The organism is Lysinibacillus sp. NPDC093210 (assembly GCF_044753985.1).
Lineage (GTDB): Bacteria > Bacillota > Bacilli > Bacillales_A > Planococcaceae > Lysinibacillus.
In genome coordinates, this window is record NZ_JBIVOE010000004.1 from 1 (window position 1) to 26,421 (window position 26,421).

Annotated in this window: 26 protein-coding genes; 4 read left to right on the plus strand and 22 right to left on the minus strand. The window is 38.7% G+C overall.

Features of this window, described 5'->3' with window-relative positions; all coding sequences use genetic code 11:
- Nucleotides 1-586: 586 nt before the first annotated feature.
- The 5 genes from ACIP9C_RS11470 to ACIP9C_RS11490 all read right to left on the minus strand — a co-directional run bounded on the left by ACIP9C_RS11470 (nucleotide 587) and on the right by ACIP9C_RS11490 (nucleotide 5,542).
- Entirely contained in the window at nucleotides 587-1,303 is a 717-nt protein-coding gene (locus ACIP9C_RS11470) for a WecB/TagA/CpsF family glycosyltransferase (RefSeq protein ID WP_401010694.1), read from the minus strand.
- Complete coding sequence (locus ACIP9C_RS11475) at nucleotides 1,300-2,571, minus strand: nucleotide sugar dehydrogenase (protein WP_401010696.1); 1,272 nt, start codon at nucleotides 2,569-2,571, stop codon at nucleotides 1,300-1,302. The genes ACIP9C_RS11470 and ACIP9C_RS11475 overlap by 4 nt, the downstream gene beginning before the upstream one ends.
- A 168-nt stretch (nucleotides 2,572-2,739) precedes the next feature.
- Complete coding sequence (locus ACIP9C_RS11480; RefSeq protein WP_401010698.1) at nucleotides 2,740-4,023, minus strand: nuclease-related domain-containing protein; 1,284 nt, start codon at nucleotides 4,021-4,023, stop codon at nucleotides 2,740-2,742.
- A 13-nt stretch (nucleotides 4,024-4,036) separates the two neighbouring features.
- On the minus strand, nucleotides 4,037-4,885 hold the full coding sequence (locus ACIP9C_RS11485; protein ID WP_401010700.1) for a flagellin N-terminal helical domain-containing protein: 849 nt from the start codon (nucleotides 4,883-4,885) through the stop codon (nucleotides 4,037-4,039).
- Nucleotides 4,886-5,077: 192 nt separating this feature from the next.
- Nucleotides 5,078-5,542 carry a transcriptional regulator gene (locus tag ACIP9C_RS11490; protein WP_401010702.1) on the minus strand — a complete coding sequence of 155 codons (465 nt, stop codon included), beginning with the start codon at nucleotides 5,540-5,542 and terminating at the stop codon, nucleotides 5,078-5,080.
- Nucleotides 5,543-5,770: 228 nt separating this feature from the next.
- Here ACIP9C_RS11490 and ACIP9C_RS11495 point away from each other — a divergent pair, with 228 nt between their 5' ends.
- Nucleotides 5,771-7,345 carry a hypothetical protein gene (locus ACIP9C_RS11495; protein ID WP_401010704.1) on the plus strand — a complete coding sequence of 525 codons (1,575 nt, stop codon included), beginning with the start codon at nucleotides 5,771-5,773 and terminating at the stop codon, nucleotides 7,343-7,345.
- Entirely contained in the window at nucleotides 7,342-10,113 is a 2,772-nt protein-coding gene (locus ACIP9C_RS11500) for a DEAD/DEAH box helicase (protein WP_401010706.1), read from the plus strand. Before ACIP9C_RS11495 ends, ACIP9C_RS11500 begins: the two co-directional genes overlap by 4 nt.
- A gap of 270 nt (nucleotides 10,114-10,383) precedes the next feature.
- Here the strand turns inward: ACIP9C_RS11500 and ACIP9C_RS11505 are convergent, their stop codons facing one another.
- The gene (locus ACIP9C_RS11505) at nucleotides 10,384-10,806 is read right to left on the minus strand and encodes a single-stranded DNA-binding protein (RefSeq protein WP_401010708.1); all 423 of its coding nucleotides are present in this window, start codon (nucleotides 10,804-10,806) and stop codon (nucleotides 10,384-10,386) included.
- Between the two features lie 301 nt (nucleotides 10,807-11,107).
- Between ACIP9C_RS11505 and ACIP9C_RS11510 the strand changes: the two genes are divergently transcribed.
- Nucleotides 11,108-11,533: a YwpF family protein gene (locus ACIP9C_RS11510; RefSeq protein WP_340820960.1), complete on the plus strand. Its 426-nt coding sequence runs from the start codon at nucleotides 11,108-11,110 to the stop codon at nucleotides 11,531-11,533.
- 97 nt (nucleotides 11,534-11,630) lie between these two features.
- The gene (locus ACIP9C_RS11515) at nucleotides 11,631-12,602 is read left to right on the plus strand and encodes a nuclease-related domain-containing protein (RefSeq protein WP_401010711.1); all 972 of its coding nucleotides are present in this window, start codon (nucleotides 11,631-11,633) and stop codon (nucleotides 12,600-12,602) included.
- 383 nt (nucleotides 12,603-12,985) lie between these two features.
- Here the strand turns inward: ACIP9C_RS11515 and ACIP9C_RS11520 are convergent, their stop codons facing one another.
- The 16 genes from ACIP9C_RS11520 to atpA form a co-directional block, all read right to left on the minus strand.
- Nucleotides 12,986-13,384 carry a hypothetical protein gene (locus ACIP9C_RS11520; protein WP_401010713.1) on the minus strand — a complete coding sequence of 133 codons (399 nt, stop codon included), beginning with the start codon at nucleotides 13,382-13,384 and terminating at the stop codon, nucleotides 12,986-12,988.
- A gap of 111 nt (nucleotides 13,385-13,495) precedes the next feature.
- Nucleotides 13,496-13,879: a hypothetical protein gene (locus ACIP9C_RS11525; RefSeq protein ID WP_340820964.1), complete on the minus strand. Its 384-nt coding sequence runs from the start codon at nucleotides 13,877-13,879 to the stop codon at nucleotides 13,496-13,498.
- 159 nt (nucleotides 13,880-14,038) lie between these two features.
- Nucleotides 14,039-14,482: a 3-hydroxyacyl-ACP dehydratase FabZ gene (gene fabZ / locus ACIP9C_RS11530; RefSeq protein ID WP_340820965.1), complete on the minus strand. Its 444-nt coding sequence runs from the start codon at nucleotides 14,480-14,482 to the stop codon at nucleotides 14,039-14,041.
- Between the two features lie 228 nt (nucleotides 14,483-14,710).
- A complete protein-coding gene (locus ACIP9C_RS11535; protein WP_173478595.1) occupies nucleotides 14,711-14,995 on the minus strand; it encodes a DNA-directed RNA polymerase subunit beta in 285 nt (94 codons plus the stop codon).
- A gap of 36 nt (nucleotides 14,996-15,031) precedes the next feature.
- Entirely contained in the window at nucleotides 15,032-15,871 is an 840-nt protein-coding gene (locus tag ACIP9C_RS11540) for a flagellar hook-basal body protein (protein WP_401010716.1), read from the minus strand.
- A gap of 24 nt (nucleotides 15,872-15,895) precedes the next feature.
- Complete coding sequence (locus ACIP9C_RS11545) at nucleotides 15,896-16,729, minus strand: flagellar hook-basal body protein (protein WP_401010718.1); 834 nt, start codon at nucleotides 16,727-16,729, stop codon at nucleotides 15,896-15,898.
- A 21-nt stretch (nucleotides 16,730-16,750) separates the two neighbouring features.
- Nucleotides 16,751-17,746, minus strand: a complete 996-nt coding sequence (gene mreB / locus ACIP9C_RS11550; RefSeq protein WP_340820969.1) for a rod shape-determining protein — start codon at nucleotides 17,744-17,746, stop codon at nucleotides 16,751-16,753.
- A 166-nt stretch (nucleotides 17,747-17,912) separates the two neighbouring features.
- A complete protein-coding gene (locus ACIP9C_RS11555) occupies nucleotides 17,913-18,173 on the minus strand; it encodes a sporulation transcriptional regulator SpoIIID (protein WP_004269485.1) in 261 nt (86 codons plus the stop codon).
- A 134-nt stretch (nucleotides 18,174-18,307) separates the two neighbouring features.
- A complete protein-coding gene (locus ACIP9C_RS11560; RefSeq protein ID WP_401010722.1) occupies nucleotides 18,308-18,964 on the minus strand; it encodes a peptidoglycan DD-metalloendopeptidase family protein in 657 nt (218 codons plus the stop codon).
- A gap of 37 nt (nucleotides 18,965-19,001) precedes the next feature.
- Nucleotides 19,002-19,946: a stage II sporulation protein D gene (gene spoIID, locus ACIP9C_RS11565; RefSeq protein WP_401010724.1), complete on the minus strand. Its 945-nt coding sequence runs from the start codon at nucleotides 19,944-19,946 to the stop codon at nucleotides 19,002-19,004.
- A 141-nt stretch (nucleotides 19,947-20,087) separates the two neighbouring features.
- On the minus strand, nucleotides 20,088-21,401 hold the full coding sequence (murA, locus tag ACIP9C_RS11570) for a UDP-N-acetylglucosamine 1-carboxyvinyltransferase (RefSeq protein ID WP_401010726.1): 1,314 nt from the start codon (nucleotides 21,399-21,401) through the stop codon (nucleotides 20,088-20,090).
- 397 nt (nucleotides 21,402-21,798) lie between these two features.
- Nucleotides 21,799-22,038 carry a DUF1146 family protein gene (locus tag ACIP9C_RS11575; protein ID WP_401010728.1) on the minus strand — a complete coding sequence of 80 codons (240 nt, stop codon included), beginning with the start codon at nucleotides 22,036-22,038 and terminating at the stop codon, nucleotides 21,799-21,801.
- 58 nt (nucleotides 22,039-22,096) lie between these two features.
- Nucleotides 22,097-22,504: a F0F1 ATP synthase subunit epsilon gene (locus ACIP9C_RS11580; RefSeq protein ID WP_340820975.1), complete on the minus strand. Its 408-nt coding sequence runs from the start codon at nucleotides 22,502-22,504 to the stop codon at nucleotides 22,097-22,099.
- A 24-nt stretch (nucleotides 22,505-22,528) separates the two neighbouring features.
- The gene (gene atpD / locus ACIP9C_RS11585; RefSeq protein ID WP_173478604.1) at nucleotides 22,529-23,944 is read right to left on the minus strand and encodes a F0F1 ATP synthase subunit beta; all 1,416 of its coding nucleotides are present in this window, start codon (nucleotides 23,942-23,944) and stop codon (nucleotides 22,529-22,531) included.
- A gap of 50 nt (nucleotides 23,945-23,994) precedes the next feature.
- The gene (atpG, locus tag ACIP9C_RS11590; protein ID WP_401010732.1) at nucleotides 23,995-24,852 is read right to left on the minus strand and encodes an ATP synthase F1 subunit gamma; all 858 of its coding nucleotides are present in this window, start codon (nucleotides 24,850-24,852) and stop codon (nucleotides 23,995-23,997) included.
- A 49-nt stretch (nucleotides 24,853-24,901) separates the two neighbouring features.
- Nucleotides 24,902-26,410 carry a F0F1 ATP synthase subunit alpha gene (atpA, locus tag ACIP9C_RS11595; RefSeq protein ID WP_401010734.1) on the minus strand — a complete coding sequence of 503 codons (1,509 nt, stop codon included), beginning with the start codon at nucleotides 26,408-26,410 and terminating at the stop codon, nucleotides 24,902-24,904.
- Nucleotides 26,411-26,421: the final 11 nt, after the last annotated feature.

Sequence of the window (26,421 nt, forward strand, 5' to 3'; positions counted from 1 at the left end):
GGTCGTTACCTGCTACATCTGTGAATCCTGCTGCAGAAGCCACTGGTACGATAGCAGATGCTACTAATGTAGCCGTTGCTGCCGTCGCTACGAATTTTTTGTATTTCTTTGGTTGGTTAGCCATAGAAAAATTTCCTCCTCTAAGTTCAAAAATTATGTCTCTACTACATAGTTATGTAGTAAATAAACAACTACACATAAAAGTATAGTTGTATCCCTAAAAGTTGTCAATCATATTTTGGGAAAATTACTAATTCGTTTCCGGAAAATAGTGGACATCGAACTCTCTTTTACCATTGTCGGCTATCTGACGTTTTTTTTCAAGTGAAAATATGCAACTTTTCCAACAAAATCTAATTTTCTACTATTCCTTTGTTCATATTTTCTAGAATGATATAAAATAATGGATAATTAAGTTAATTGATAAAACGAAAAAAGCTCAAGCATATAAATGCTTGAGCTTTTTTCGCTTGGGCTACCAACCGTTGTTTCCTTGCAGGGAATTCTATTTATTTCATAGAGGAAATTCCTATACACCTACAGTCTAACACTTTCAATTTAAAACGACAATACCAATTTTTAAAAATTATTGACGTTTTTGCCTTGCCACTTCCAATAAGAAAAGTGGTAGTGCTATCTGACGCTTGATACGCTTAGGTTCTTTCATTAATCGGTAAAACCATTCAAGACCAAATTTTTGAAAAATTTCTGGAGCACGTTTAACTGTCCCCGCCAACACATCGAACGATCCACCAACTCCTTGATAAATCGTTGGGTGCAATCGGTCACGATTGGCATTAATCCAATTTTCCTGTTTTGGGCTTCCCATCGCAACAAATAGTAAATCCGGTTGCGCTTCATTAATACGATCGATGACCTTTTGTTCGTCCTTTTCATAGCCGTCCTGTACGCCGACTATTTTAATAGAAGGAAATAAAGATTCTAGCTTTGCTTTTGCTGCATCGGCAACACCAGGTTTGCCTCCATAAAGGAAGATTGGCTTGCTTCGTTTTGCCGCTTCTTCACAAAGCTTCATCATCATATCGACGCCAGTAACACGTTCACGAATTTGCCCTTTTTGAATTTTCGAAGCAAGAATAACACCAATACCATCCGGAATTTGAAATTCTGCTTCATTTAATAGCTTCTTTAGTGCTGGGTCTTCTTTTGCCTTGATAATTTTTTCTGGATTGATGGCAACAACGAGCGCTTTTTGTTTATTTTCAATGCGCTCAAATGCCATATCCATTAATTCATCGTAGCCTTCCGTATTGACGTTGATGCCAAGTACTGTTTCTTTCATCGGTTTTTCGCATCCCCTAGTAAGTGGAACTGGAAGCCAGCCTCTTGCCATTTCTCACGGTTTAAGCAGTTTTTCGTATCAAAGACGATTTTTGTTTTTACAGTGATGTCCGCTGCATCATATGCTTTGAACTCATTGTGATCTGTTAACACAACGATGATGTCGGCATCTTTTGTTGCTTCTTCTAAGCTTTGTGTTTGTGTAGCATGTTTGTTTTCTTTAATGTGTGGATCATAAGAAATCACATCTAAGCCTAGATTTTGTAGCTCATCAATAACGATTGTTGATGGGCTTTCACGCATATCATCAACATTTCCTTTGAAGGCTAGTCCAAGTACAGCCACTTTGCCACCTGCGATTTTGTTTTCATTTAAAATGGCCTGTGTTTTTTGTGCTGTAAATCTTGGCATGCTGTCATTTGTATTACGTGACATATGAATAATTTGTGCTTGTTCGCCACCTAGCTCAACTAAGAACCATGGGTCTACTGCAATACAGTGTCCACCTACACCAGGACCTGGGAAGTGTACATTCACACGTGGGTGATAGTTAGCAAATTTAATTGCTTCCCAAATGTTTACGTCTAATTTTTCAGCCATTTTTGCAAGCTCGTTAGCAAAAGCAATATTGACATCACGATATGTGTTTTCCATTACTTTTACTAATTCAGCTGTTGTTGCATCAGTTAAATGGATTGTGCCATTTACAAATGTTTGGTAAAGCTCTTTTGTCATTTGAGAAGATTTTTCATCAATCCCACCAACGATTCGGTCGTTGTTCACTAATTCTTCAAAAATACGACCAGGAATTACGCGCTCTGGTGAATGTGCTACAAATAAATCAACGCCGAACTCTAAGTTTGCTTTGATTAGCTCAGGTAGCATAATGTGCTCTACTGTTTTCGGTGGTACTGTCGATTCAAGAATTACTAAATTCCCTTTTTTTACATAAGGCACAATCGATGCCGTTGCTTGACGTACATATTCTAAATTCGCTGTATTGTCAGGGTTAATTGGCGATGGTACAGCCACAATGAAAACATCCGCTTCTTGTGGTGTTGTTGACGCTGTTAAGAATCCTTCATCTACTGCTTTATTTAGGCGTTCTTGTAAACCATTTTCTTCAATATGAAGTTTTTTCTCTTGAATACTTTTTACTGCTGCCGGGTTTACGTCAACCCCATGTACTTTTATGCCGTGGTTGGCAAACATTACAGCCGTTGGTAATCCGATATAGCCAAGTCCAACGACACAAATTGATTTCGTCATTCTCTATTCTTCCTTCCGTTTCAAAAACGAGTAGTAAATTTTTATATGGTCAATAAAATGCATTTTCACATTTTTGTTCTGCATTATAGTATACATCTTTCAAGGGAAAGTGTGAATCAATTTGTTATTTTGCAGTATTTTCTGTTAGCTATTTACATATTGTTGGGTTTATCGTAGGTTTTTGGAAGTGATTTGATTGGTTGTTATCGGCGATTCGTGGACTTCTATCGGCGATTTATTGCGGTCTATCGGCGATTCATCGAATTCTATCGGCGATTTCTTCTGTTTTATCGGCGATTTTGGGACTCCTAACGGCGATTCCAACAAGCTAGACAATTTGTACTTTGTATATTTCCCTGCATTACGCCATGTTTGTAAAGATTTTTGCAACAATCGTTTGGCGATGTACTCACTATCAATTTTCAAAAAAACCCGACAATCCCTGTTTGTTATCGTATTTCCAACAAGCATGTAATAATCTTTTAGTGCTTGTACATGTGCATCGGTAGATTGATGCTGACAACTGTGACAAAACCAAGACCTTTTCTGCTTTTTCATTCCAAAGTGACCACAATTTTCGCAAAAAACGCCTCTTTGCAAAACATTGGGATCAATTTGATAATATCGGCAAAGCGGATAAGGCTTTCTGTGTTGTAATTGTGACAAAATTATATTTGTTATTTCAGTCGTAGCTATCCCCTCATTTTTCGCTATTAGCCTATGCAAATACATTGGGAGTTCTCTTCCCATTACTATCGGAAGTCCTTCACCCTCACGATGTATTTCTACATTATTAAAAGGAAAAACAATTGCTCCATAGATCGGTATTGCAATATCATGCTCGTTAAGAAAATGGTGCATTGCTTGAATATACTGTTCGAGCTGAATTTCAGGATGCGTAAAAGCTTGAACTTCCCCTGTTTCTAAAGTACGAATTAACTGGCGTGGGTCATTTTTGAAATGGACAGTACCACGGATGTTTTTAATTTCTAATATAATAATACCGCTTGATGTAATGACTAAAATGTCAATTTGCATGGGGAGTATCGTGGGAAGCATAACGTTATGGAAGATGGGACAGTCACTGAGCTGTGGCAACTTTTCTAGCTCTTTCAAAACATATTGTTCTGCAAAATCGCCCGCTTCCTTATTTTTCAGCTCCTGTTGTAAGGTTGTGAACTGCGGATGTGAAGGATGCAATCGTCGAATAAGCGCTTGCAATCCCAATGTCAGCGATGATGGCGCAAAAGGTTTAACAATCAATAGCTTCACTCCTTTTCCTTTAACTATAACAGCATAAAAGTTGTAAAAAAATAGGTTGTTGAAAATTAAAAATTTACTGTGGTTTACGGGTATTAAACTTGTTAAATCAAATGGTTTACCGGCGATTCGTGGGTTTCTATCGGCGATTCGTGCAATTCTATCGGCGATTCCATCTAAAACAAAAAACAATAAGGAATCTCCATTAGTATCGGGGATTCCTTATTGTTCCGCTTTCTAGCAATTTTAAAATTGATTGTGCCTGTTGCATGTGAAGTGCCAGTACATATTGGCTTGCTTGTAGCAAAATTTGTGATTTCACCATATTCATCATTTCCTTCGCAATATCAGCATCGCGAATTCGTGATTCTGCAGCCGTTAAGTTTTCTGCTGTATTCATGTTCGCATTATATGCATGCTCTAATCGATTTTGCATTGCCCCTAGATTTGCACGTTCTGATGATACTCGCTTTAATGCCTCATCCATCGTTGAAATTGCCTTATTTGCATCATCCCGTGTTGCAATGGATGTAGTATCGTCCAAACCTAGTGCCACCGAGCCCATATCTTTAATAAACAACTCAATGTTTTGACCAGCATTTGCCCCTACTTGAATTTTGATACCATTCGTTGCATGATCACCATTCAATAATGTCTTCGTATTAAATTCCGTATCTCTTGACAGTCGATGAATTTCTTTTTTAAGTTCTTGAAATTCCTTATCAAGGTTTTGACGATCACTATCGGTAAGCGTATCATTGGACGCTTGTACCGCTAGTTCTCGCATTCTTTGTATCATTGCATGCGTTTCATTAAGCGCACCTTCAGCTGTTTGCACAAGTGAAATTCCATCTTGTATATTTTTTGATGCCATATTCAATCCGCGGATTTGGGCACGCATTTTTTCAGATATCGCAAGACCTGCCGGATCATCGGCTGCACTGTTAATGCGGTAGCCCGAAGAAATTCGCAACATTGCCTTGCTCATTGCACTATAATGGTTATTCATATTATTTATTATCGACATTCCCGTAGCAGACCACTTTCCTAGCATCTCCCCACCCCCTTGCGAACAGTATTTTTATTTATATCGGTGTCAGCCAATCGCTTTTAAGCACTATTGGTAATAAATCCAAATAATTGAAGATGAAGAGTTTTAAAACTCCATCAAATAAACTGTTAAAGCACCCGCTTCTTCTTTATGAAAAGTGGGTGCTCATTTGCTGTACCGAGTATTCAATTTTTGTTAACCTCCGAATTGTGTGCTCTTTTGATGTAATAGCTCAAAAAAGAGAGCTTCATTGTAATCTAATAATGCTTGATCTATTAAATAATCAATATTTCTGTGTTCAATTTCTGTAATAAGCTGGTCTATCTCACCAACAGTTGCGGAAGAGACAAGGGGTAACTGTGGCTTTGGTGTAGCGCTTTCAAGAATTGGCGTTAAATGTTCATGAACATTTGTAATGAGTAGTAGTTGATAAAGTGGTAATCGAATAAAACGATTCCCTTTTTGGAAAACAAATACCTCAGATAAATTTTCGATTTGTTGTGTATGCAAGTTGATAATCATTTCTTTCCCTTCGATTGGAATGAAATGAAAAATCTCATTCTCTTTTAATATTGAGAAATATTGATAAGCAAATACGAGACGCAATTTATCTCCAGAAATTTTCGTGTAGAACGGCTTCATGTACTGAACCTGCATCATCCTTCATCCCTCCTCATTATCTGATTATTCAGATTTTAACATAAATAAACGTTCTTGTTAACCATCTTATGTTCAAATTTTTTCTTTCTGATCATTCAGCTTATCATGTCCGCATTTTAATCGTATAATGGAAAGACAGTCTTTTTTCCTTAATACTACAGATGACATTTTATATCATCCAAATTAAAGCTAAAGTCATTGGCCAATGCAATTGAGAGGAGTGAGGTTATGGCTTTGTCTATTTCGCAACTAGCTAAGGAACATCAACAATTTATACTTGCTAAATTAAAAGAAGCTGAGCAGGATTTACATCCGTCCTCTAGCGAAGACGAGGAACTTATGCGTCGTGCAGTTTTTTCTGTACGTAACAAATCTATCGTATTTGATCGTTTTAATGGAGCAAGTTCTATATTATATGCAAGCGTACAGGATGTGAGACCTGCAACTGTAGAAATTGATTTTGCTCAGGGGACTTTAAGCTGTAACTGTCCCCAACAAAAATGGTGTCGACATCAAGTTGGCGCACTACTTGCTCTCTATCAGTACTTTGATTCAGTACAAAACTGGTCTAGTGCTTGGCGCTCCCAAAAATCTGTGCAGTTAAAATCATTAGCTGATGAACGTAGCCCTGAAAGCTGGCAGTTGATGGTCGATGAAGTAATGAAACGTCTGTTACCGTCTGGTCGCATTTTAGAAGGCTACGGACTCTCGGCAATTCGTTCTGATGCATTGGAGCGACTTCGCAAACATATGCCATTTGAACGTGAGTGGCAGCCAATCTATAAGCTATTTATAGAACTGTCCATCTTTAATGTGATATGGCGTCATTTAAACAATACACAGGGGCATTCATTAGACTCACCCTATATGAAATACTTTATCGATCAAAGTGTGCAATCCTTCGAAAGTATACTGACAGAATTAACGAATCGCTCTCGGCTTTTTGCAACCGATCCTTTTTATGATGCACTTCAGCAAATCGTCCGAAACTTTTTACTTGAACGCGAAGGGCTGTTTGCTAATCGACTGCAAATCTACATGCTGCTTTGGGCAGTGCTTTTTTATGAGAAGCCTAGACGTGAACAGGAGCTTATACTTATAAGCAACCTCGAAAATCTGTCACCCGAGATCTCTTTACAATCATTAAAGCTCATATTTTATGTGCTATTACAAAAAGAACAATTATTACAGGAAAGCATTGCACATGTTGCCTTACCACAGATGCAAGACTTGTTCGAATTAGCTACTTTTGCAAAGCGAGCTGGCGAGTCACATTCACAAGCATTAATTTTGCGCGCTATGCTCCCATTTGCCGAAGCTTTTTTACAAGAAACTGTGCCCGTCGTACAGCGAGCGCAATACGTGCGACAATTCCAACTTTTATATGAAGATATACAATTGACAGAGGAGGAAGAAACTACGTTATATAGTGCGTTTGGTGTATATGGATTACAGCCATATTCATTCTTCCTAATTCGAAAAGAGCGCTACCGTGAATGGGCGGCGTTACATCAGTTAAATGTTTCCTCATTTTCTTATTTGGAAATGTGTGGTCTAAAAGATGTGTTACACATAGCTCCTGCAGCCGTATTACCTTTGTATCATGTCTATGCAATGGCAGAGATTACACAAAAATCACGTATGAATTATAAGCAAGCTGTTCGTATATGGAAAAGTATGCGAAGCGCAGCAAAACGAGCAGGTAAAGTTGCTTATTTTGAAACATACATGCAAACAATCCGTGCAGAATATAAACGACTTCGCGCACTACAGGAAGAGATTGAGAAAGGAAACTTAGTATGATGACATTAAATGCTCCCTCTCCGTTTACGAAAAGACTACAGCTACGCATTGAATCAGCTCAGAATGGCAATTATACAGTGCAGGGCTTTACTGCAAGTGGTACCGCAATAGAGGTAGAGACACTTATTTCTTCATTATTTTTCACCTATGAGGCAAATACTTATGGCTTAATGACCAATCGTACAGAGCTTTCCATCGATATTTCTACTGCAGAACTACTCGATATCTTTTCTTCGCGCTACAGTCACCCATTTATCCATTGGCAAGGGATTAATGCTGAAAGTAGTGCGATGATAGAACAAGCACAAAAATTACAGCAATACTGGCAAGAACCTTTACTTTGGTCACACGCAGTAATTGCAGATGATTTTTCTTCACTATCATTTTCTATAGAAGGTGAAGATACTGAATTACTTGAAATAGCCGTGCAACAAAAACTTGCTCACGCTGGATTACTTGTCTCAGATGTACCTAAGCTACTCCCCTTTTTCGAACGTGGTGGCTGGCCGCTAGAGCAGGATCGCCAAGCTGGCGCTGTTACTGTTTCTCTACGTTTAAGTGAGCCTGAGGAAGATTCGGAAGTTTGGCTTTTGGAAACTGTTTTAAGTACGGTTTCAACAAAAAATTACTGGACACCCGCTGTTCGTAAAAAATTATTACCTTTAGGAGACGCATTACCGACTAAATGGCAGGCATTTGCGCTTGATATTAAACAACAACAAACACAGATTGTGGAACTTCTATCAATTGAAGATATACAACCTGATGTTTTTATTCATGTTACCCTAGACGATTTAGAGGTTCGCAAATTTTTACGAGAAGACTTAGTACGGCTACAGGCACTCGGTTTTGATGTTGTGCTACCAGCGTGGCTAAAAGATTTAAAACAATCAAAAATTCGCGTGCGTGTTAGCACAGGTAATATATCAACGAAAAAAGTTGCTGGGCTTGATGATATTTTGACGTTTAAATGGCAATTTTCAATGAACGGTGAATCGATATCAGCTGAGCAATTTAAAAAGCTGGTCGATGAAAAACGAGAATTCATTCGCATTGGTACAGAATGGTTCCGAGTAGATGCCAATTGGATGCAAGAAATGCGTGCTTTAATGCAACAGGCTGAAGATGAAAGTTGGACTGTTCGTGAGCTTTTATTTCGCGAGCTACCTGAAGATTTAGCTGTGCCTGAGGAAGAAGAAGATGCCGATGATGCATTGCGCGACGATCCACTTTTCGCCTTTGAGTTACAGCAATCTTTAAAATCTTATATGGAGCAGCTTCAGGAAAAGAAAGGTCTTCCAGCAGTACCAGTACCCCTTTCATTAAATGCTAGCTTACGTCCCTATCAGCAAGAAGGATTTGAATGGCTTATCTTTATGCGCGAACAAGGTTTTGGTGCCTGTCTAGCTGATGACATGGGACTTGGCAAAACCGTTCAGCTTATTTCTTATTTACTGCATGTCTATGAAACGACGGATGCCAAAGAGCCAACCATTATTATTTGTCCGACTTCAGTACTTGGTAACTGGCAAAAAGAGCTTGCCCGTTTTGCTCCATCGCTGGTCGTGCATACACATTATCAAGCAAATCGGACGAAAGAAGATGCATTTGCAAGACTTATCGAACAAGAAAAACCACATGTTATCTTATCTACTTATGGTACAGTGTCACAGGATGCAGAATTTTTACAAGAAATCGATTGGGCAACTGTTGTACTGGATGAAGCGCAAAATATAAAAAATATGCAGACATTGCAATCTCGTTCGATACGAAAATTACATGGTAGCCACCATATAGCTCTAACAGGTACACCTGTTGAAAATCGATTATCGGAACTTTGGGCTATTTTTGATTTTATTCATAAAGGCTATTTAGGAAGCTTTGGTCGCTTTAACGAAGAATTTATATTACCTATTGAACGTGATGAATCTGAGTCACATAAGCAAAAGCTACGTGCGAAAATTCAACCGTTTTTACTTCGCCGTACAAAGCGAGATCCAAATTTACAGCTTAATTTACCTGATAAGCAAGAGTCACATGCCTATTGCGCGTTAACCGCAGAACAAGCATCACTGTATGAAGGATATATTTTAGAAACGCTTGATCAGCTAGAGCAACTAACTGGCTTTCAAAAGAAAGGCCGTGTCTTAAAGATGCTTAGTAAATTAAAGCAATTATGTAATCATCCTGCACTTTATTTAAAGGAACCTTTCGAGGATGCTACAACGATGCTTACACGTTCCGTCAAGCTAGAACGAATTGTAAACATGGCAGCGGAAATCGTGGACAATGGTGAGCAATGTCTTATTTTTACACAATATATTGGAATGGGACAATTACTTCAGCATTGTTTCAGTGAAATTTATAATGTTGATGCACCATTTTTAACCGGTGCTATGCCTAAACAGCAACGAGACCGTTTAGTAGAGGCTTTTCAGGCAGGTGAATTCCCTATATTCATCCTCTCTTTAAAGGCTGGAGGAACAGGGCTAAACTTAACAGCTGCAAACCATGTATTGCATGCCGATCGTTGGTGGAACCCTGCTGTTGAAAATCAAGCAACGGACCGTGCCTACCGAATTGGGCAAACACAATTTGTGCAAGTGCATAAGTTTGTGACCATAGGAACGATTGAGGAAAAAATTGATAAAATGCTAGCGCAAAAATCTGCATTATCAGAGGAACTCATTCAATCGAGTCAGTGGTTAACGGAACTAGATGATGATGAACTTCGTGATCTAATGTCACTGGATTATAATTTATCTTAGAAATGCGCCAAGAGCTTAACGTTCTTGGCGCTCTTTTAATTAGCAACATTTCAGTGAACAATGTTTTCTTCTTTCCTACTTACTTCTAATATTTAATTGTGTGTGAAATGTTCATTGCTGTGCGGTCTTCAGCAATGACAAGTATTATTTAAAGTCCACATCTATCCCTTCTAATAAATTTATTACGGTGCAAGTGCCTAGCATTCTTATAGGAGAATGGCGAATTTAGAAAATGTTTTAGCATTGCTCCGTATGTATTGCGATAGTCGGTTATACTACTGGTAATTGCAACTCTTTCTCTGGTAACACAAAATCATTAAGAACCTCCTGATTGATGGATGACGATGGCGATACGTTGTTCTCGTCACTATCTGGTGGCTTCAGCCTATAAAAACGGACATCTTCTACAACCACTTCAGTAATATAAATTTTTGTGCTTTCTTCATTCATAAATGATCTGGACTGAATTCGCCCATTTATCCCAATCAATGAGCCTTTTCCGCAAAATCTAGCGATATGCTCTGCCAGCTTTCCCCATACTGTGCAAAGAATAAAGTCAGTTTCTACTTCTCCACGACTGTTTTTGTAATTGCGATTAATGGCGAGGGAAAAATGAGACTGCACCCTATTTCTAGATAGTTGTCGTAACACAGGATCCTTTGTTAGTCTTCCAACCAGCCCGACTTGGTTCATCAATTCACCTCCTTTGCTTTTAATTGCTCTCATCTTACAAGATGGCAGTCCCTATTGGCAAAAGTCAATTTTTGATATTTAGGGCGTTATTCAATCCGAAAAATCGTTTTTTCATCAGTTTATATTTTGTATGTTAGGTTTTTTTCCGAGTAGAGTATGGATGGCTGTAAGTAAAATAGTACATTCCTCAAAAATTAAATTTTGCATATTTAACGGAGAAGTGAAGTAACAGACTCAACAGCAACAAGCTGTAATTGATTATGTTATACTAAAATGAATGACCGACTTAGGAGGATACATAATGAAAACATTTAAAATGCTTTCCTTTGACCTTGTCACTCAAGAGGGCATGCAAGCATTTCCTTTAGTCGATGGCATTATTATTAACCAGGAAAACAGCCATCAATCTTGGATTCTTGAACTGTTTATCGATCGACAATATCGACCGATTTTTGATGAGTTATTAGCGAATGCTACAGTATTTAATGTACGAGCAGTGATTTCATTTCCAGATAATGAACCAGCGCCATTTCGGGTTGTCGTTCATACTGTGCAAGAAATTGGCGAGCATATCTCTGTGCTGTTAAAAGGTACTTTAAAAATTAAGCGTTCAAAATACGCTGAACAATTACTCGCGGATCTCCTAACAGAGGGTGTTTCGCAAGTAGAGCTACTAGACCGCTTCTCAAAAGGTATGAAAGAACGACCAAAACTTAAAAATGATTAATTTTATGTAGCGATGCGTTGTGTAACGTATCGTTTTTTTGTGCTGGACAAGTTGTCATTTTTGGATAAAATATGGTGTAAAAAAGAGGTGAACGCAAATGAATTTTGTCATCCGAAAGAAACCTTTAAAATTATTGTGGCTCGAAGCTTTATTGAAACGGTTACGGGAGCGAGATCCTGAAGCTAGCTATTTTATTGAACAATTTCGGAGGCTCGATGCGGGTTTCGCTGGTGAACAAAGAGTTGATAAAGAATGGAATGAAATAATATGTCCAAATACTTTTTTTGTATTGCATAATTTAGTTCTCGCGAATGCAGTCAAGCATTCTCACCAACTCGATACACTCTTTATTTGTAATCATTTCATATTAGTTGTGGAAATAAAGAATATCAGCGGAAGGCTAGATTTCGATGGTATAACATATCAATGCACTCGGACAAAATCTGATGGTACAGTTGAGGGCTTTCCAAATGCTATTACTCAAATCCAACGTCATATTCGATTCATTAAAATTATATCTAAAAATTATTCCCTCCCTATAGAAGGCGCAGTTATTTTTTCTAATCCATCCGCTATCATTGAAAATCATCCGAATACAGTTCCTATTTTCCATGTATCTGGACTGCATAGTCATATTCAAAGTCTTTATAAAAAATACCCCGAACCAATATTAACGGATGAACAACTAACCCGTTTTGTACAGCTAATTCGAGCTCAACATCAACCACAAGATTTAATAACTCGCATAGATTCTTCGCGCTTCCGCCACGGAGTACTTTGTCCAATATGCAAATACAAAAATCAAATGTTTTATTATCGAGGCATTTGGAAATGTTCAGTATGCCACCATACAAGCTCGGAGATATTTGCAGAAGCACTACAAGATTATCAATTGCTTGTGAGTCGAACTATAACCAACAGTCAATTGCGCACATTCTTCGGCATTGAATCAAGCGATGCTGCAAATCGCTTGTTGCGAAAATTTCATTTTCCTAGTATTGGTACGACTAAAAATCGCGTTTACCATCTCCCTGATAATTTAACAGAATATATGAAGCAGTTCTTTTGACCAAGTCTTATGCGGACTTCCGCATAAGATTTTTTTGAGGACTGTTTGTTTTGTGTTTCGCGGAATTTTTTTTCTGCTCCGCGGAATCACAACTCCTTTTCGCGGAATCATACCTCTGCTCCGCGGAATCTCTCCTCCTTTTCGCGGAATTCTTCCTCTGCTCCGCGGAATCTCTCCTCCCTTTCGCGGAATTCTTCCTCTGCTCCGCGGAATCACACCTCCTTTTCGCGGAATCATACCTCTGCTCCGCGGAATCTCTCCTCTCTTTCGCGGTATCTCTTTGCTGCTCCGCGGAATTCAATCACATACCTTCCGCACAGCAGGAATCACCTCGCTCGATATAAAGAAAAAGTGATTCCGATTGACGGAATCACTTTTTTTATTTATGGAGTAGTCATGGTATTACGTTCATTGACAGCATTGTTGTTTCTTTCAACGCCGTTTACACCGTTTGCATTTGGAACGTTATCATAGCCATTTGAGCCATTTACATCCGCATTTGATCCTGGTGTAGTCGCTTCAGGCATTACAGTGTTTTCATTTACTGTGCCTTCGTTTACTGTACCGTCGTTCACAGTGCCACGAGTGTTGTTGTTGACGTCACGATCATAGACATCATGGTTTCTATTTGGATCCACAACATCTTCTACATCGTTAACACCTTCACGAACGCCGTTCTTCACATCGTTCATTGGGGTATCATTCGCAGCATTGTTACCCCAGTTACAACCTCCAAGGAATACTGTAGCAAGAATAATGGTGAAAAATGACATTTTCCACATATTAAAAAACCTCCTCTCTTGAGTACTATGTCATCAAATACAACTTGTGCATTTGTGATCCTACATAGATTGCCCGGGAAAGGAGGGAACTATCCGATTTTTGTTTAAAAACTATTTTTGTTTTTCTTTTAGCAACTGCTCAATATAAGCTGCTTCTGCTTTACAATTATAAGAATAGTTTGTACCTAATTCTTTTTGTAAAGCATCAATTGTTTCGATCTGTTTAGCGGTTGGTTCTTCATTTAAAATTTTTGCAATTACTTCATCGATTTTTTTTGCCATTTCTTCATGGAATTCAGTACTCATCAAAACATCGGCTGGGATTTTTTCGATCCAAGCTGCATTTTCCTGAAAATAAGACTGCCAGCTAGCAATGAAGTCTTCCATAGAAAAGCGCTCTTCTTCCCAACCAATACTTGCTAAGTATGATTCAAAAGATGTTGAAATCGAACGCGTAATGCTAATTTTAACACCTGAAGACAATTCCTTATACATCTATATAATCCTCCTACTTTTTAAAAAACCTAAAATCTCATGTATTTCAATACAATTCCATCGTATTATTAAAACTATACTAATTTCTGTCAAAAAAAATTGACAATAAGAACACTATTCGACAAGATTATTTTATAACTTTTAGCCTATAATTGCAAATTAAGGCTGTTTTGGTTGTTCTGGCCCTATTGCAAATAAAATATCTGCCTCACAAACAAGCTCGCCATCAACAGTTGCAATTCCGTGTCCTTTACCCATAGAACCGCGCAATTTAATGAATTCCACTTCTAATCGAAGCTGATCGCCTGGTACTACTTGACGCTTAAAGCGTGCATTATCGATGCCCGTTAAAAACACTAAACGTCCTTGATATTGCTCTGATTTTAATAAGGCTACACCGCCAACTTGTGCTAATGCTTCTACAATTAGAACACCTGGCATAACTGGATATCCTGGAAAATGTCCATTAAAGAAATCCTCATTAATTGATACATTTTTGAAACCTACCGCACGCTTGCCTTCCTCTAATTCCACAATACGATCAACGAATAAAAAAGGATAACGGTGTGGTAAAATTGCTTGAATTTGTTCTGCTGTTAACATTTCTTTTCCCCCTCTTGAGTATGTAAGTTGGTTTTTTACATAAAATACGTACCAAATCTCCCAATTCCGAGTCCTCTCCAATTAGCAAGCAACGAGCCAGCTCGGACAACAGAATGAAGGTCTCAAATACTATTCGCCTTTGTCCTAATCCAAAAGCGTGTATTTGATGTACAGATTACAGTATTAAACCTTTTTATGTGATAACACAAAGTATGGTAAAGAATATTATTATTCTTTACCATTCATTATGTCAAATATATGCCGCCATGTTTCTAAATTAAAAACATCCATTGCTTTTCCTTGACCAATTACACTGTAGCCGACCATCGTACCTAAAATAGCGGCAACAATGATTAAAACAAGAACAAGTACAACACGTAACCAAATCGGAATCAGCCGTATTTGCACCCATCGAACCTCGCGTTGCTCTCCATTTGAGCGACGTCCCTTCTCTTCTGGTGGCGTATCGGTTTCTTGTGTCGGCACAGAACGTCGACGTGAATCGTTTGTCATAGATATTGTACCCCTTCATTACTTACTCAAACGTACTTATCTAATGCCATTAATTAGCCCTAGCATTTGGTCAGCTAGTGTTACGGCTCTTGCATTAAATTGATAAGCACGTTGTGTTTCAATTAAATCTGTCATTTCCTTCGACAAGTTTACATTCGATAATTCGAGTGTACCATTTTGCATGCCGATTTGCTGACGATTTGCGCCTTGTAAATCTGTTACAACTTCAGCTTGTGTAAATCCTAGCTCCGCTAAGTTATTCGGTAAGCCTAAATATGTGCCAGATACATGCTCCATTAGCTGTGGCTTTTGGAACTCTGTTACAGCTAAATCCGTACGAATAATATCTCCATTCGGATATGTTGCTTCTAACGATCCTCCATCGCGAACAGCAAATCCTTTTACGTTATCAGGTAATGTGATAGGTTGTCCATTTGCATCAGCTACTGGATAGCCATCTGTATTAACAAGCATTACCGTCCCATTATTTAAAGGGGATAAATAAAAGTCACCTTGACGAGTATACACTGTTTTTGTAGCATTTTCACCATCTGGCATTAAAATATTGAAATATTGTTTTGGCTTTGTAAAAGCTAAATCAAGGTCACGATCTGTTGTTTGAAGGGAACCTTGCTTATGATTCGTTTGAATTTGGCCAAGCATTGCGCCAGAGCCATAGCGTACACCTACTGGTGATTGGCGTACAGTTGGGTCCTGTTTATCAGTATTAAATTGCTGATACATTAGTTCATTGAAAGTAGCTTGCTGTGCTTTATAGCCATGCGTACCACTATTAGCGATGTTATTACTAATTGTATCTAGTTTATTTTGCAATTGGCCCATTGTATTCGTTGCGGTAATCATTGTTCGTAGCATGGGAAAACGCCTCCTGTTCGCTTATTATAGTTTGCCGATTTCGTTAACAGCCTTTTCCATACTGCGATCATAAGCCTGCAACACTTTTTGGTTTGCTTCGAAAGCTCGATACGCTGTCATTAAGTCTGTCATTGTGCGACCAGAGTCTACGTTAGAGCGCTCTAAATAATTTTGACCTAATGTAAACGATACGCCATTCGCACCGTAAGCAGTAGGTAAAGCGTCTCCATTTTCTGTACGAACTAAGCCATTGTCTTGTTTGACTAGCATGTTCGGATTGGCAGCAAATGATACACCTACACGTGCTACTTGCTGGTTATTTACAAAAATTGTACCATCCTGATCAAGAAGGAAATCATCATTTGGTAGCTGGATGCGTTGTCCACTGTCTGATAATACGTAAAGACCTTGCGCATTGACTAAATAGCCTTGACCATCTAATGTAAAATTCCCGTTACGTGTATAGGCTTCTCCGCCGTCTGGATGTGCCAGACGGAAGAAAATTGAGCCAGTAACACCATCTTCATTTTGCGGTAAGTATCCATCAATCAGGGCCATATCTGTCGTTAAATCAGTGCTGTAGATTTGACCTTGTATGTAATTTGGCAATGTTTCTTGCATATAAATTCCTGTATTTAATGCACCAACTTGGCTCATATACTGCGAGCCGGATTGCTGATTGGCAGGTGCATTTGTTTTACCTACGCTCGACATTAGCATATCTGGGAATGAACGAATTGTAGATTGATCAGCTTTAAATCCAGGCGTATTTGCATTTGATAAGTTGTTTGTCAGTAATTCTGTTCGTCTTTGTTGTGCTATCATACCTGTTGCTACTGTATAAAACCCTTTGAACAAAGGAATCACCTCATTGTATTTTTATAGGGATGCTGGAACACGATCAATATTTTCTAGCATAATGCCAGTACCAATTGCCACACAGTCCATTGGATATTCAGCAATAAAGACTGGAACTTTTAACTCTTCAATTAACAGTTGGTCCATACCGTGTAGCAATGCGCCACCACCAGTAATAATTACACCGCGATCAATAATATCAGCTGATAGCTCAGGTGGTGTTTTTTCCAACACGTTTTTAGCCGATTGTACGATCATTGCTACCGATTCATGTAATGCACGTTCTATTTCCTCAGAATGGATTGTAATGGTACGAGGTAAGCCTGTTACCATATCACGACCGCGAATATCCATTGAATCGCTACGTCCGCCTTTGAAAACTGTGCCGATTGTCATTTTGATTGCTTCTGCAGTACGCTCACCAATTAGCAATTTATATTCCTTTTTAATATATTGCAAAATATCATTATCAAAAACGTCGCCCGCTACCTTAATAGACTCACTTGTTACAATGTCACCCATTGAAAGTACTGCAATATCTGTAGTTCCGCCACCGATATCAACTACCATATTGCCGCTTGGTTGGAAAATATCCATACCTGCACCGATTGCCGCAACTTTTGGCTCTTCCTCTAAATATACTTTTTTACCACCAGATTTTTCAGCGGCTTCGCGAATAGCTTTTTGCTCTACACTTGTAATATTAGTAGGACAGCAAATCAAGATACGTGGTTTAGATAAAAACCCTTTTAAATTTAATTTATTGATGAAATGTCTAAGCATCGCTTCAGTAACATCAAAATCTGCAATCACTCCATCGCGTAATGGCCGAATTGCAGTTATATTACCGGGCGTGCGACCCACCATTTGACGAGCTTCTTCTCCTACAGCTAAAACCTTGTTTGTCTTTTTATCTATTGCTACCACTGAAGGTTCATTAAGGACGATTCCTTTACCTTTTACGTGAATTAATACGTTCGCAGTTCCTAAGTCAATGCCTATATCCTTCGAAAACATTTTAAATTTCTCCTTCCCGCCAGTTCAAACTACATAACGTTCCTATTGTCTATTTATCTAGAATATTTTATCATACCCCATTGGTAATTTCACCTAAATTTAGTTATTCCGTTTGTTTTCATACAATTATATGTACACAAGTAGCAAAGTACAAAAAAAGAACGAATCATTCTTGACTCGCTCTTTCTTTCCACTTGTTTTTCGTTGCCTCTCCTCCACGAATATGACGTACGGCTTTATGGTAGGCGAGAATCTCTTTCACTTGATCAGCTAATCCTTCATGAATTGTTGGTAATCGCTCTGTTAAATCTTTATGCACCGTACTTTTTGAGTAACCTGTCATTTTCGCGAGGACACGCACAGTTTCACGCGTCTCAATCAATAATTCACCGAGGCGTATGCAGCGCTTCCGAATGTGCTCGTGCACGTTCTTCGTCCTTTCCACACAATTTCACAAAATGGCTTTGGCATCAGATGCACGTCTGCGCATTTCTTCACCTTATGTGAGGACAAAGCTATTCAGAACACGTTTTGCACTTTCTCGTTAAAATGCTGATTTTTTTAAAATGCTAGTAATTTTTTAGGATTGATATATTTCCCGTTTTCTAGTACTTCAAAATGCATGTGAACGCCAGCTGCTTGATTCCACTCATTGTCAGTCGCTTTTCCTAGTGCCTGACCTTGTGTAACTTCATCGCCTTCTTTTACGACAATATCCTTCACAGAGCTGTAATGTGTTTGCATACCATTTGCATGCTCTAGAACGATTTTATTTCCTGTGAATGCATCTAGTTTTACTTCTAGTACTTTACCACTCAAGGCAGCAACTACTTCGAATTCCTCTCCATTCATAGAAAGAGAAATGCCTGATGAAGTTGTAAAAGTTTGATTGAATACCATTAAAGCATTCTCACGTGACTCTTCATTGGCTTCTACCTCATAAAATTCCTGTGAAACTTGTACTTTACTAAAGTCAGCTTCTTTGAATGGATACTTCATGTTTTCTGTTTTTGCATTTGTTTCAACTACTGGACCTGGGTCTACCTGAGCTAAATCTGGTAATGGCGCCTCTTCTTTTGATACAAGACTATTGTAACCAAATAACAAACCTGCTAACACTAACGCACCACCACCGTATACTACCGGCCAAAACCAAGGTTTTTTCTGCAATTGTCCTTTTTCATTTTGAGAAGTTTTACTATTTTTATCCTCTCTCATTTTCATCACCTCTAGTTGCAGTGTGAACAACTAGAAGCTATTTTAAACATGCATCTATTTTTTTTATCTCAACTTGTTGATAATAATAGTGTAAAATTTCTGCGGCGGTCTTTCCTTCGCCTGCCATCGCATTTGCACCATACTGACTCATACCAACTCCGTGACCATATCCCTTCGTTGCTACTTGCACTTTTCCAGTATCCCTACTATATGAAATCTTAAAATCTGTTGACGGTAATTGTAAGAGTGTTCTAACCTCTCTCCCAGACCAGACGTTTTTCCCCATCTGTAGACGTTCAACACGTCCTGAATCATTAAGGAACAATTGTATACGGGAGAAATCTGTTGCCTGCCATTTAATCTGCCACAAGGCATTCCATTCGGCTAACGTCCATTCTTCTATTGTTGCAAACTTTGGAGATGCTTGATCGGATATACTTGTAACGCTTTGTAAATATGGTAAGTCATTACCGCTGTAGCCATAAGCACTTTCCGTTTTTCCATTACTTGTTGAGTGAAACATTGCCGTTATTAATTCATTATCATATAGAAGTACTTGTCCTTGTGTTTCTGTAATGGCTTCGACAATTTTCTTTTCATTTCCCGGGAAATTGCTAGTCCAATTTGCTTTTCTTTGTTCCTTATTATAGTAAACTTGCCTTGCAACTGTAGGTGCAATGGTATTCTTGCCGTAATTTGTCGTTTTTAGAGCATATGTCCTTGCTGCAATGGCTTGAGCTTTTAAGGCCTCTTTATTAAAAGAAACAGGCATTTCCGCAGCAACTACACCAACTATATACGTTTCTAAAGGAATTTTTTCCTGTTGTCCCTCCACTTCTATGAATATTTCACAGGCTTTTTCCGTCGTTTGTGGAGAATTGTTCAAATTGTCATCCGTTCGTCTCTCACCGAATGCTAAAGGAAGCATATATAATGCGCCAATTAAACAAATAACACCAATACTCATTATCCATTTTTTCATATGGAATAATATGCGAGAACTCTTTAATATATGAGCGTTCTACTAAACGTAAAAGACTTATTATCTTGTTTGAAAGAGTAGATTTCGATTTAACAACAAAAAATCTCTTTGCTTATTATAAGCAAAGAGATTTTAATATCATTAGTTTGTTGGTAATTCCAATGAAGCTTTTTCTTTTTGTACAACTTCCATAGATGTTACACGTTCAATATTAGCGCCAAGTGACGCTAATTTCCCATGAAAGTCTACATAACCACGATCTAAGTGATGAAGCTTTGTAACCCTCGTAATACCTTCTGACACAAGACCAGCTAAAATTAGTGCAGCGGCAGCTCGTAAATCTGTTGCCATAACCTCAGCTCCCTGTAGGTCTACTGGTCCTTCAATAAAGACAGAGCGGCCTTCAATTTTTGCACCAGCATTCATGCGACGAAACTCTTCTACGTGCATAAAACGGTTTTCAAAAACAGTTTCGGTAATAATACTCGTACCTTCAGCAGTTAACATTAAGGCCATCATTTGGGATTGCATATCCGTTGGGAATCCTGGATGCGGCATTGTTTTAATATCCACAGCTTTTAATGTTTGCGGAACATGTACGCGTATACCTTCATCTAGCTCTGTGATTTCAACGCCCATTTCTCGCATTTTAGCTATTAAAGCCGTCATATGCTCTGGCACAGCGTTTTCTATCGTTACATCACCTTTTGTGATCGCTGCAGCTACCATAAATGTACCTGCCTCAATACGATCTGGAATAATATGATGTTCTATTCCATATAATGTGTCAACGCCTTCTATACGAATCGTATTCGTACCAGCACCGATAACACGGCCACCCATACTATTAATGAAGTTAGCAAGATCTACAATTTCTGGTTCTTTTGCTGCATTTTCAATAACAGTCGTTCCTTTTGCTAAAGATGCAGCTGTCATAATATTTTCTGTAGCTCCAACACTTGGGAAATCCAAATACACATTCGCACCTTGTAAACGACCCTCTACCTTCGCTTCCACATACCCGTGCCCAAATGAAATTTTTGCACCCATTGCCTCAAAGCCTTTTAAATGTAATTCTATTGGACGTGAACCGATTGCACAACCACCCGGTAAAGCTACACGTGCAAAGCCATTTCGAGCAAGTAAAGAACCCATTACTAAAATAGATGCACGCATTTTACTAACAAATTCAAATTGTGCTTCACTTGAAAGATCCTTTGTTGCGTCTATATATACTATATTGTCTTCTGGTATATATGTAACATCAGCGTTTAGACTTTTAAGTACTTCATTTATGGTATAAACATCTGCTAAGTTAGGGACTTCTTTAATTACATTTTCTCCTTTTGAAGCAAGTAAAGCTGCTGCCAGGATTGGTAACACTGCATTTTTTGCGCCCTCTACACGAACTTTCCCCTGTAGCTTTTGGCCGCCAGTCACTATAATTTTATCCACCCTACGTCCCTCCGAATTCAATCTCTTAACCTATCGAAAATTTATTTTAAAAAAAGATGTATAATGTCATAATCAGTAAACAAACAACTTTATAGTACAACTTTTCACACGCTCGTTCAAGCGTCCAAATCACTATTTTAATGCATTTATTGATATTTTGCTATTTATTTATTGTACGCATTATTTTTTTTTTTGTGAATGACCAATAACACGGAAAAAAATGTAATTCTCTTATACATAACGAAAGTTCGTGACTAAAATATATCCGTTTATATGGATTGCTAAACCTCTTTTGTACATATTTCAAAGGACCACATAAGTTATCTTATGGAGCCCTGCGAAATATGTACCTATAAAATTATGCTTCCGTCTACGTATTATGTTTACTTCGCTAAATTTAAAATAAGTACGGAAGTTTTCCAGACCATCCTGAAATTTGAAGAAAGAAATTAGAAACTGCTGTGCCTATCGCAATGCTCAGCAAAATATAAATCAACTGTATTTGAAAAACTTTATTTTTCTTAAATAGTTTTTCTACCATGAAGGCCTGCAAAGCGTAAAATGTGATAGCAATAAAAAATAGATGCGATAGAATCCCCATTAAAGCTTCTTGCCCTACTGCTTCATAAATTTCCACATCGTGTTCCTCCATTTAAAAAACGGGCAGATATTGAATCTGCCCGTTAAAAATTGAATTAGATATTACCCTCATGAACGTTGATACGATTCAACGCACGTTTTAATGCTAGGTCAGCACGTTTGAAATCAATGTTATCTTGTTTGCTTTGAATTCGTCCTTCAGCGCGTTTAACGGCTTCTTTAGCACGTTGAACGTCGATGTTTTCAGCAATTTCAGCAGAAGGTGCTAAAATTGAGATCTTTTCTGGGCGAACTTCAATGAAACCACCGCTTACAGCTACAACTTCAGTTGAACCGTCTTCTTTTTTCAGCTTCACTGCACCAATTGCAAGTGGAGCAACCATTGGAATATGGCCAGCAAGAACACCAATCTCACCTGAAGTTGTTTTCGCGATTACCATTGATACTTCAGAATCGTATACTGGGCCGTCGGGAGTGACAATATTGACTGTAACTGTCTTCATATTTTTTCCTCCTCGTCCCTAGTATTAAACCTCTACGCCCATGCTTTTCGCTTTTTCAACTACTTCTTCAATTGAACCAACTAAACGGAAAGCATCTTCTGGTAGGTGATCGTGTTTACCATCAAGGATTTCCTTGAATGAACGAACCGTTTCTTTAACAGGAACGTAAGAACCTTTTTGACCAGTGAATTGTTCCGCAACGTGGAAGTTTTGAGATAAGAAGAATTGAATACGACGAGCACGTTCAACTGTTTGTTTATCTTCATCAGATAACTCATCCATACCTAAGATAGCAATGATATCTTGTAATTCACGGTAACGTTGGATTGTACGTTGTACGCCAGTTGCTACTGCGTAGTGCTCAGCGCCTACGATTTCTGGTGATAATGCACGAGAAGTCGAAGCTAATGGGTCAACCGCAGGGTAGATACCCATTTCAGATAATTTACGCTCAAGGTTAGTAGTTGCATCTAAGTGGGCGAAAGTTGTAGCTGGAGCCGGGTCAGTATAGTCATCGGCTGGTACATAGATCGCTTGAATAGAAGTTACAGAACCTTTGTTAGTAGATGTGATACGTTCTTGTAATTTACCCATTTCAGTTGCAAGTGTTGGTTGGTAACCTACCGCAGAAGGCATACGACCTAATAGGGCAGAAACCTCAGAACCTGCTTGTGTGAAACGGAAGATATTGTCGATGAATAAAAGTACGTCTGCACCTTGCTCATCACGGAAGTATTCTGCCATTGTAAGACCAGTTAAAGCTACACGCATACGTGCACCTGGTGGCTCGTTCATTTGACCGAATACCATCGCTGTTTGCTTGATAACGCCTGAATCGCTCATCTCGAAGAATAAGTCGTTCCCTTCACGAGTACGCTCACCTACACCAGCGAATACAGAGATACCTGAGTGCTCTTGTGCAATGTTATTGATTAATTCTTGGATTAATACAGTTTTACCTACACCGGCACCACCGAATAGACCGATTTTACCACCTTTGATGTATGGTGCTAATAAGTCTACTACTTTGATACCTGTTTCAAGAATTTCAACTGAAGTTGAAAGCTCATCGAAAGTTGGTGCTTCGCGGTGAATTGAATCACGACGAGCATCAGCTGGAATTTCTTCACCTAAGTCGATTACTTCTCCTAATACGTTGAATACACGACCAAGAGTCACTTCACCAACTGGTACTGAGATAGCTTTTCCTGAGTCTGTTACTTCTGCTCCACGTTGTAAGCCATCAGTAGATGACATTGCAATTGTACGAACAGAATCATCACCTAAATGAAGTGCAACTTCTAATGCAAGAGTTGTTGGTTCTTCATTAGGACGTTCAATCTTAACTGTTAATGAGTTATAGATTGCTGGTAATTGGCCATTGTCGAATTTTACGTCAACAACCGGACCCATTACTTGAATAACATGTCCTTTATTCATTACTGTGTACCCTCCTATCGTATTCTTATACGACATTGGTGAGCTGAAGCCTATTCTAAGGCTGCAGCCCCACCAACGATTTCTGTAATTTCTTGTGTAATTGCTGCTTGACGTGCACGGTTATATTGCAATGAAAGATCTCCGATAAGATCAGATGCGTTATCAGTTGCATTTTTCATAGCAGTCATACGAGAAGCATGTTCACTTGCTTTTCCGTCTAATAATGCGCCGTAAACTAGGCTTTCCGCATATTGTGGAAGTAATACTTCAAGAATTGCTTCACCAGATGGCTCGAATTCATATGAAGCTTTACTGCTTACAGTTGCAATATCAGTTAATGGAAGAAGTTTTTTCTCTGTCACTTCGTTAGCGATAGCGCTAACAAAGTGATTGTAGTACATATAAAGTTCATCATACGTACCGTCAATGAACATACCAACAGCATTACGAGCGATTTCTTTAATATCAGCGAATGATGGTTGGTCAGGAAGAGCAACTACACTGCTAATAACATTATGATCACGTTTCACAAAGTAATCACGAACAACACGACCTACTGCTAAAATCACGTATTCGTCTTTTGATTTATGACGCTCGTTGATTGTACGTTGCACTTGACGAAGGATACTTGAGTTATAAGCACCTGCAAGACCACGGTCAGAACCAATGACTAAGTAAGCTGTTTTCTTTACAGGACGGGCAGTTAACATTGGATGTCCACTGTCTTTTGTACCTGATGCGATAGCGCCTACTACGTCCTGAATTTTTTCCATGTAAGGAACGTAAGCTTTAGCGTTTTGCTCTGCACGACGTAACTTTGAAGAAGAAACCATCTGCATCGCTTTCGTAATTTGTTTCGTACTCTTTGTTGAATTAATACGACCTTTTATTTCGCGTAAGTTTACCACTGGTATTTCACCACCTTTTGTTTTTTAATCAAGCGACTATTTTTCTTGCTTATTCTGATTTAGCGAAAGTTTTTTTGAATGCAGTTAAAGCTGCTACGTATTCCGCATCAGGAGCAAGTTCTTTAGTAGTACGAACATGATCTAAAACGTTTGTGTGGTTTGTATCTAACCAGCTTAAGAATTCAGATTCAAAACGAACGATATCTTGAACTGGAATATCATCTAAGTGACCTTTAGTTAATGCATAAAGGATCGCAACTTGTTTTTCAACTTTAAGTGGTTTGTTTAGGTCTTGTTTAAGAACTTCAACCGTACGTTTACCACGCTCAAGTTTAGCAAGTGTGATTTTATCTAAATCTGAACCGAATTGAGCGAAAGATTCAAGTTCACGGAATGCAGCTAAGTCAAGACGTAGTGTACCCGCAACTTTTTTCATCGCTTTAATTTGAGCAGATCCACCTACACGTGATACAGAAAGACCGGCGTTAATCGCTGGACGTACACCTGAGTTGAATAAGTCAGATTGTAAGAAAATTTGTCCATCAGTGATTGAGATAACGTTAGTTGGGATGTATGCAGAGATATCCCCAGCTTGTGTCTCAACGAATGGAAGAGCTGTAATTGAACCATTTTGATATGTTTCATTTAACTTCGCAGCACGTTCTAATAAGCGGCTGTGTAAGTAGAAAACGTCACCAGGGTATGCTTCACGACCTGGAGGACGGCGAAGAAGAAGTGAAAGTTCACGGTAAGCTGATGCTTGTTTAGAAAGATCATCATACACGATTAATACGTGTTTACCTTGTAACATGAATTCCTCTGCCATAGATACACCAGCGAATGGTGCTAAGAATAATAATGGAGCTGGTTGAGAAGCTGAAGCTGTCACAACGATTGTGTAATCTAAAGCGCCATGTTTACGGAAAGTTTCTACTACACCACGTACAGTAGATTCTTTTTGACCAATTGCAACATAGATACAGATCATGTTTTGGTCACCTTGGTTAAGGATTGTATCTATTGCTACAGATGTTTTACCAACTTGGCGGTCACCAATGATTAATTCACGTTGACCACGACCGATTGGTACAAGTGCGTCAATCGCTTTGATACCAGTTTGTAGTGGTTCGTGTACTGATTTACGAGCCATTACACCGAAAGCTGGGCTTTCGATTGGACGAGATTTAGTTGTGTTGATTGGACCTTGTCCATCCACTGGTTGACCTAGTGGGTTTACAACACGGCCAATTAGTTCTTCACCAACTGGTACTTCCATAATACGACCTGTACGACGAACTTCATCGCCTTCTTTGATGTCTGTGTATGGACCTAAGATAACGATACCAACGTTACCTTCTTCTAGGTTTTGAGCCATACCCATAACACCGTTAGAGAACTCTAGAAGCTCTCCAGCCATGGCGTTGTCGAGGCCATGAGCAAGAGCGATACCGTCACCAATACGGATAACTGTACCAACTTCGCTTACTTTAAGTTCAGATTCATAATTCTCAATCTGTTGTTTAATCAGACTGCTGATTTCTTCAGCCTTGATGCCCATGTATGTCACCT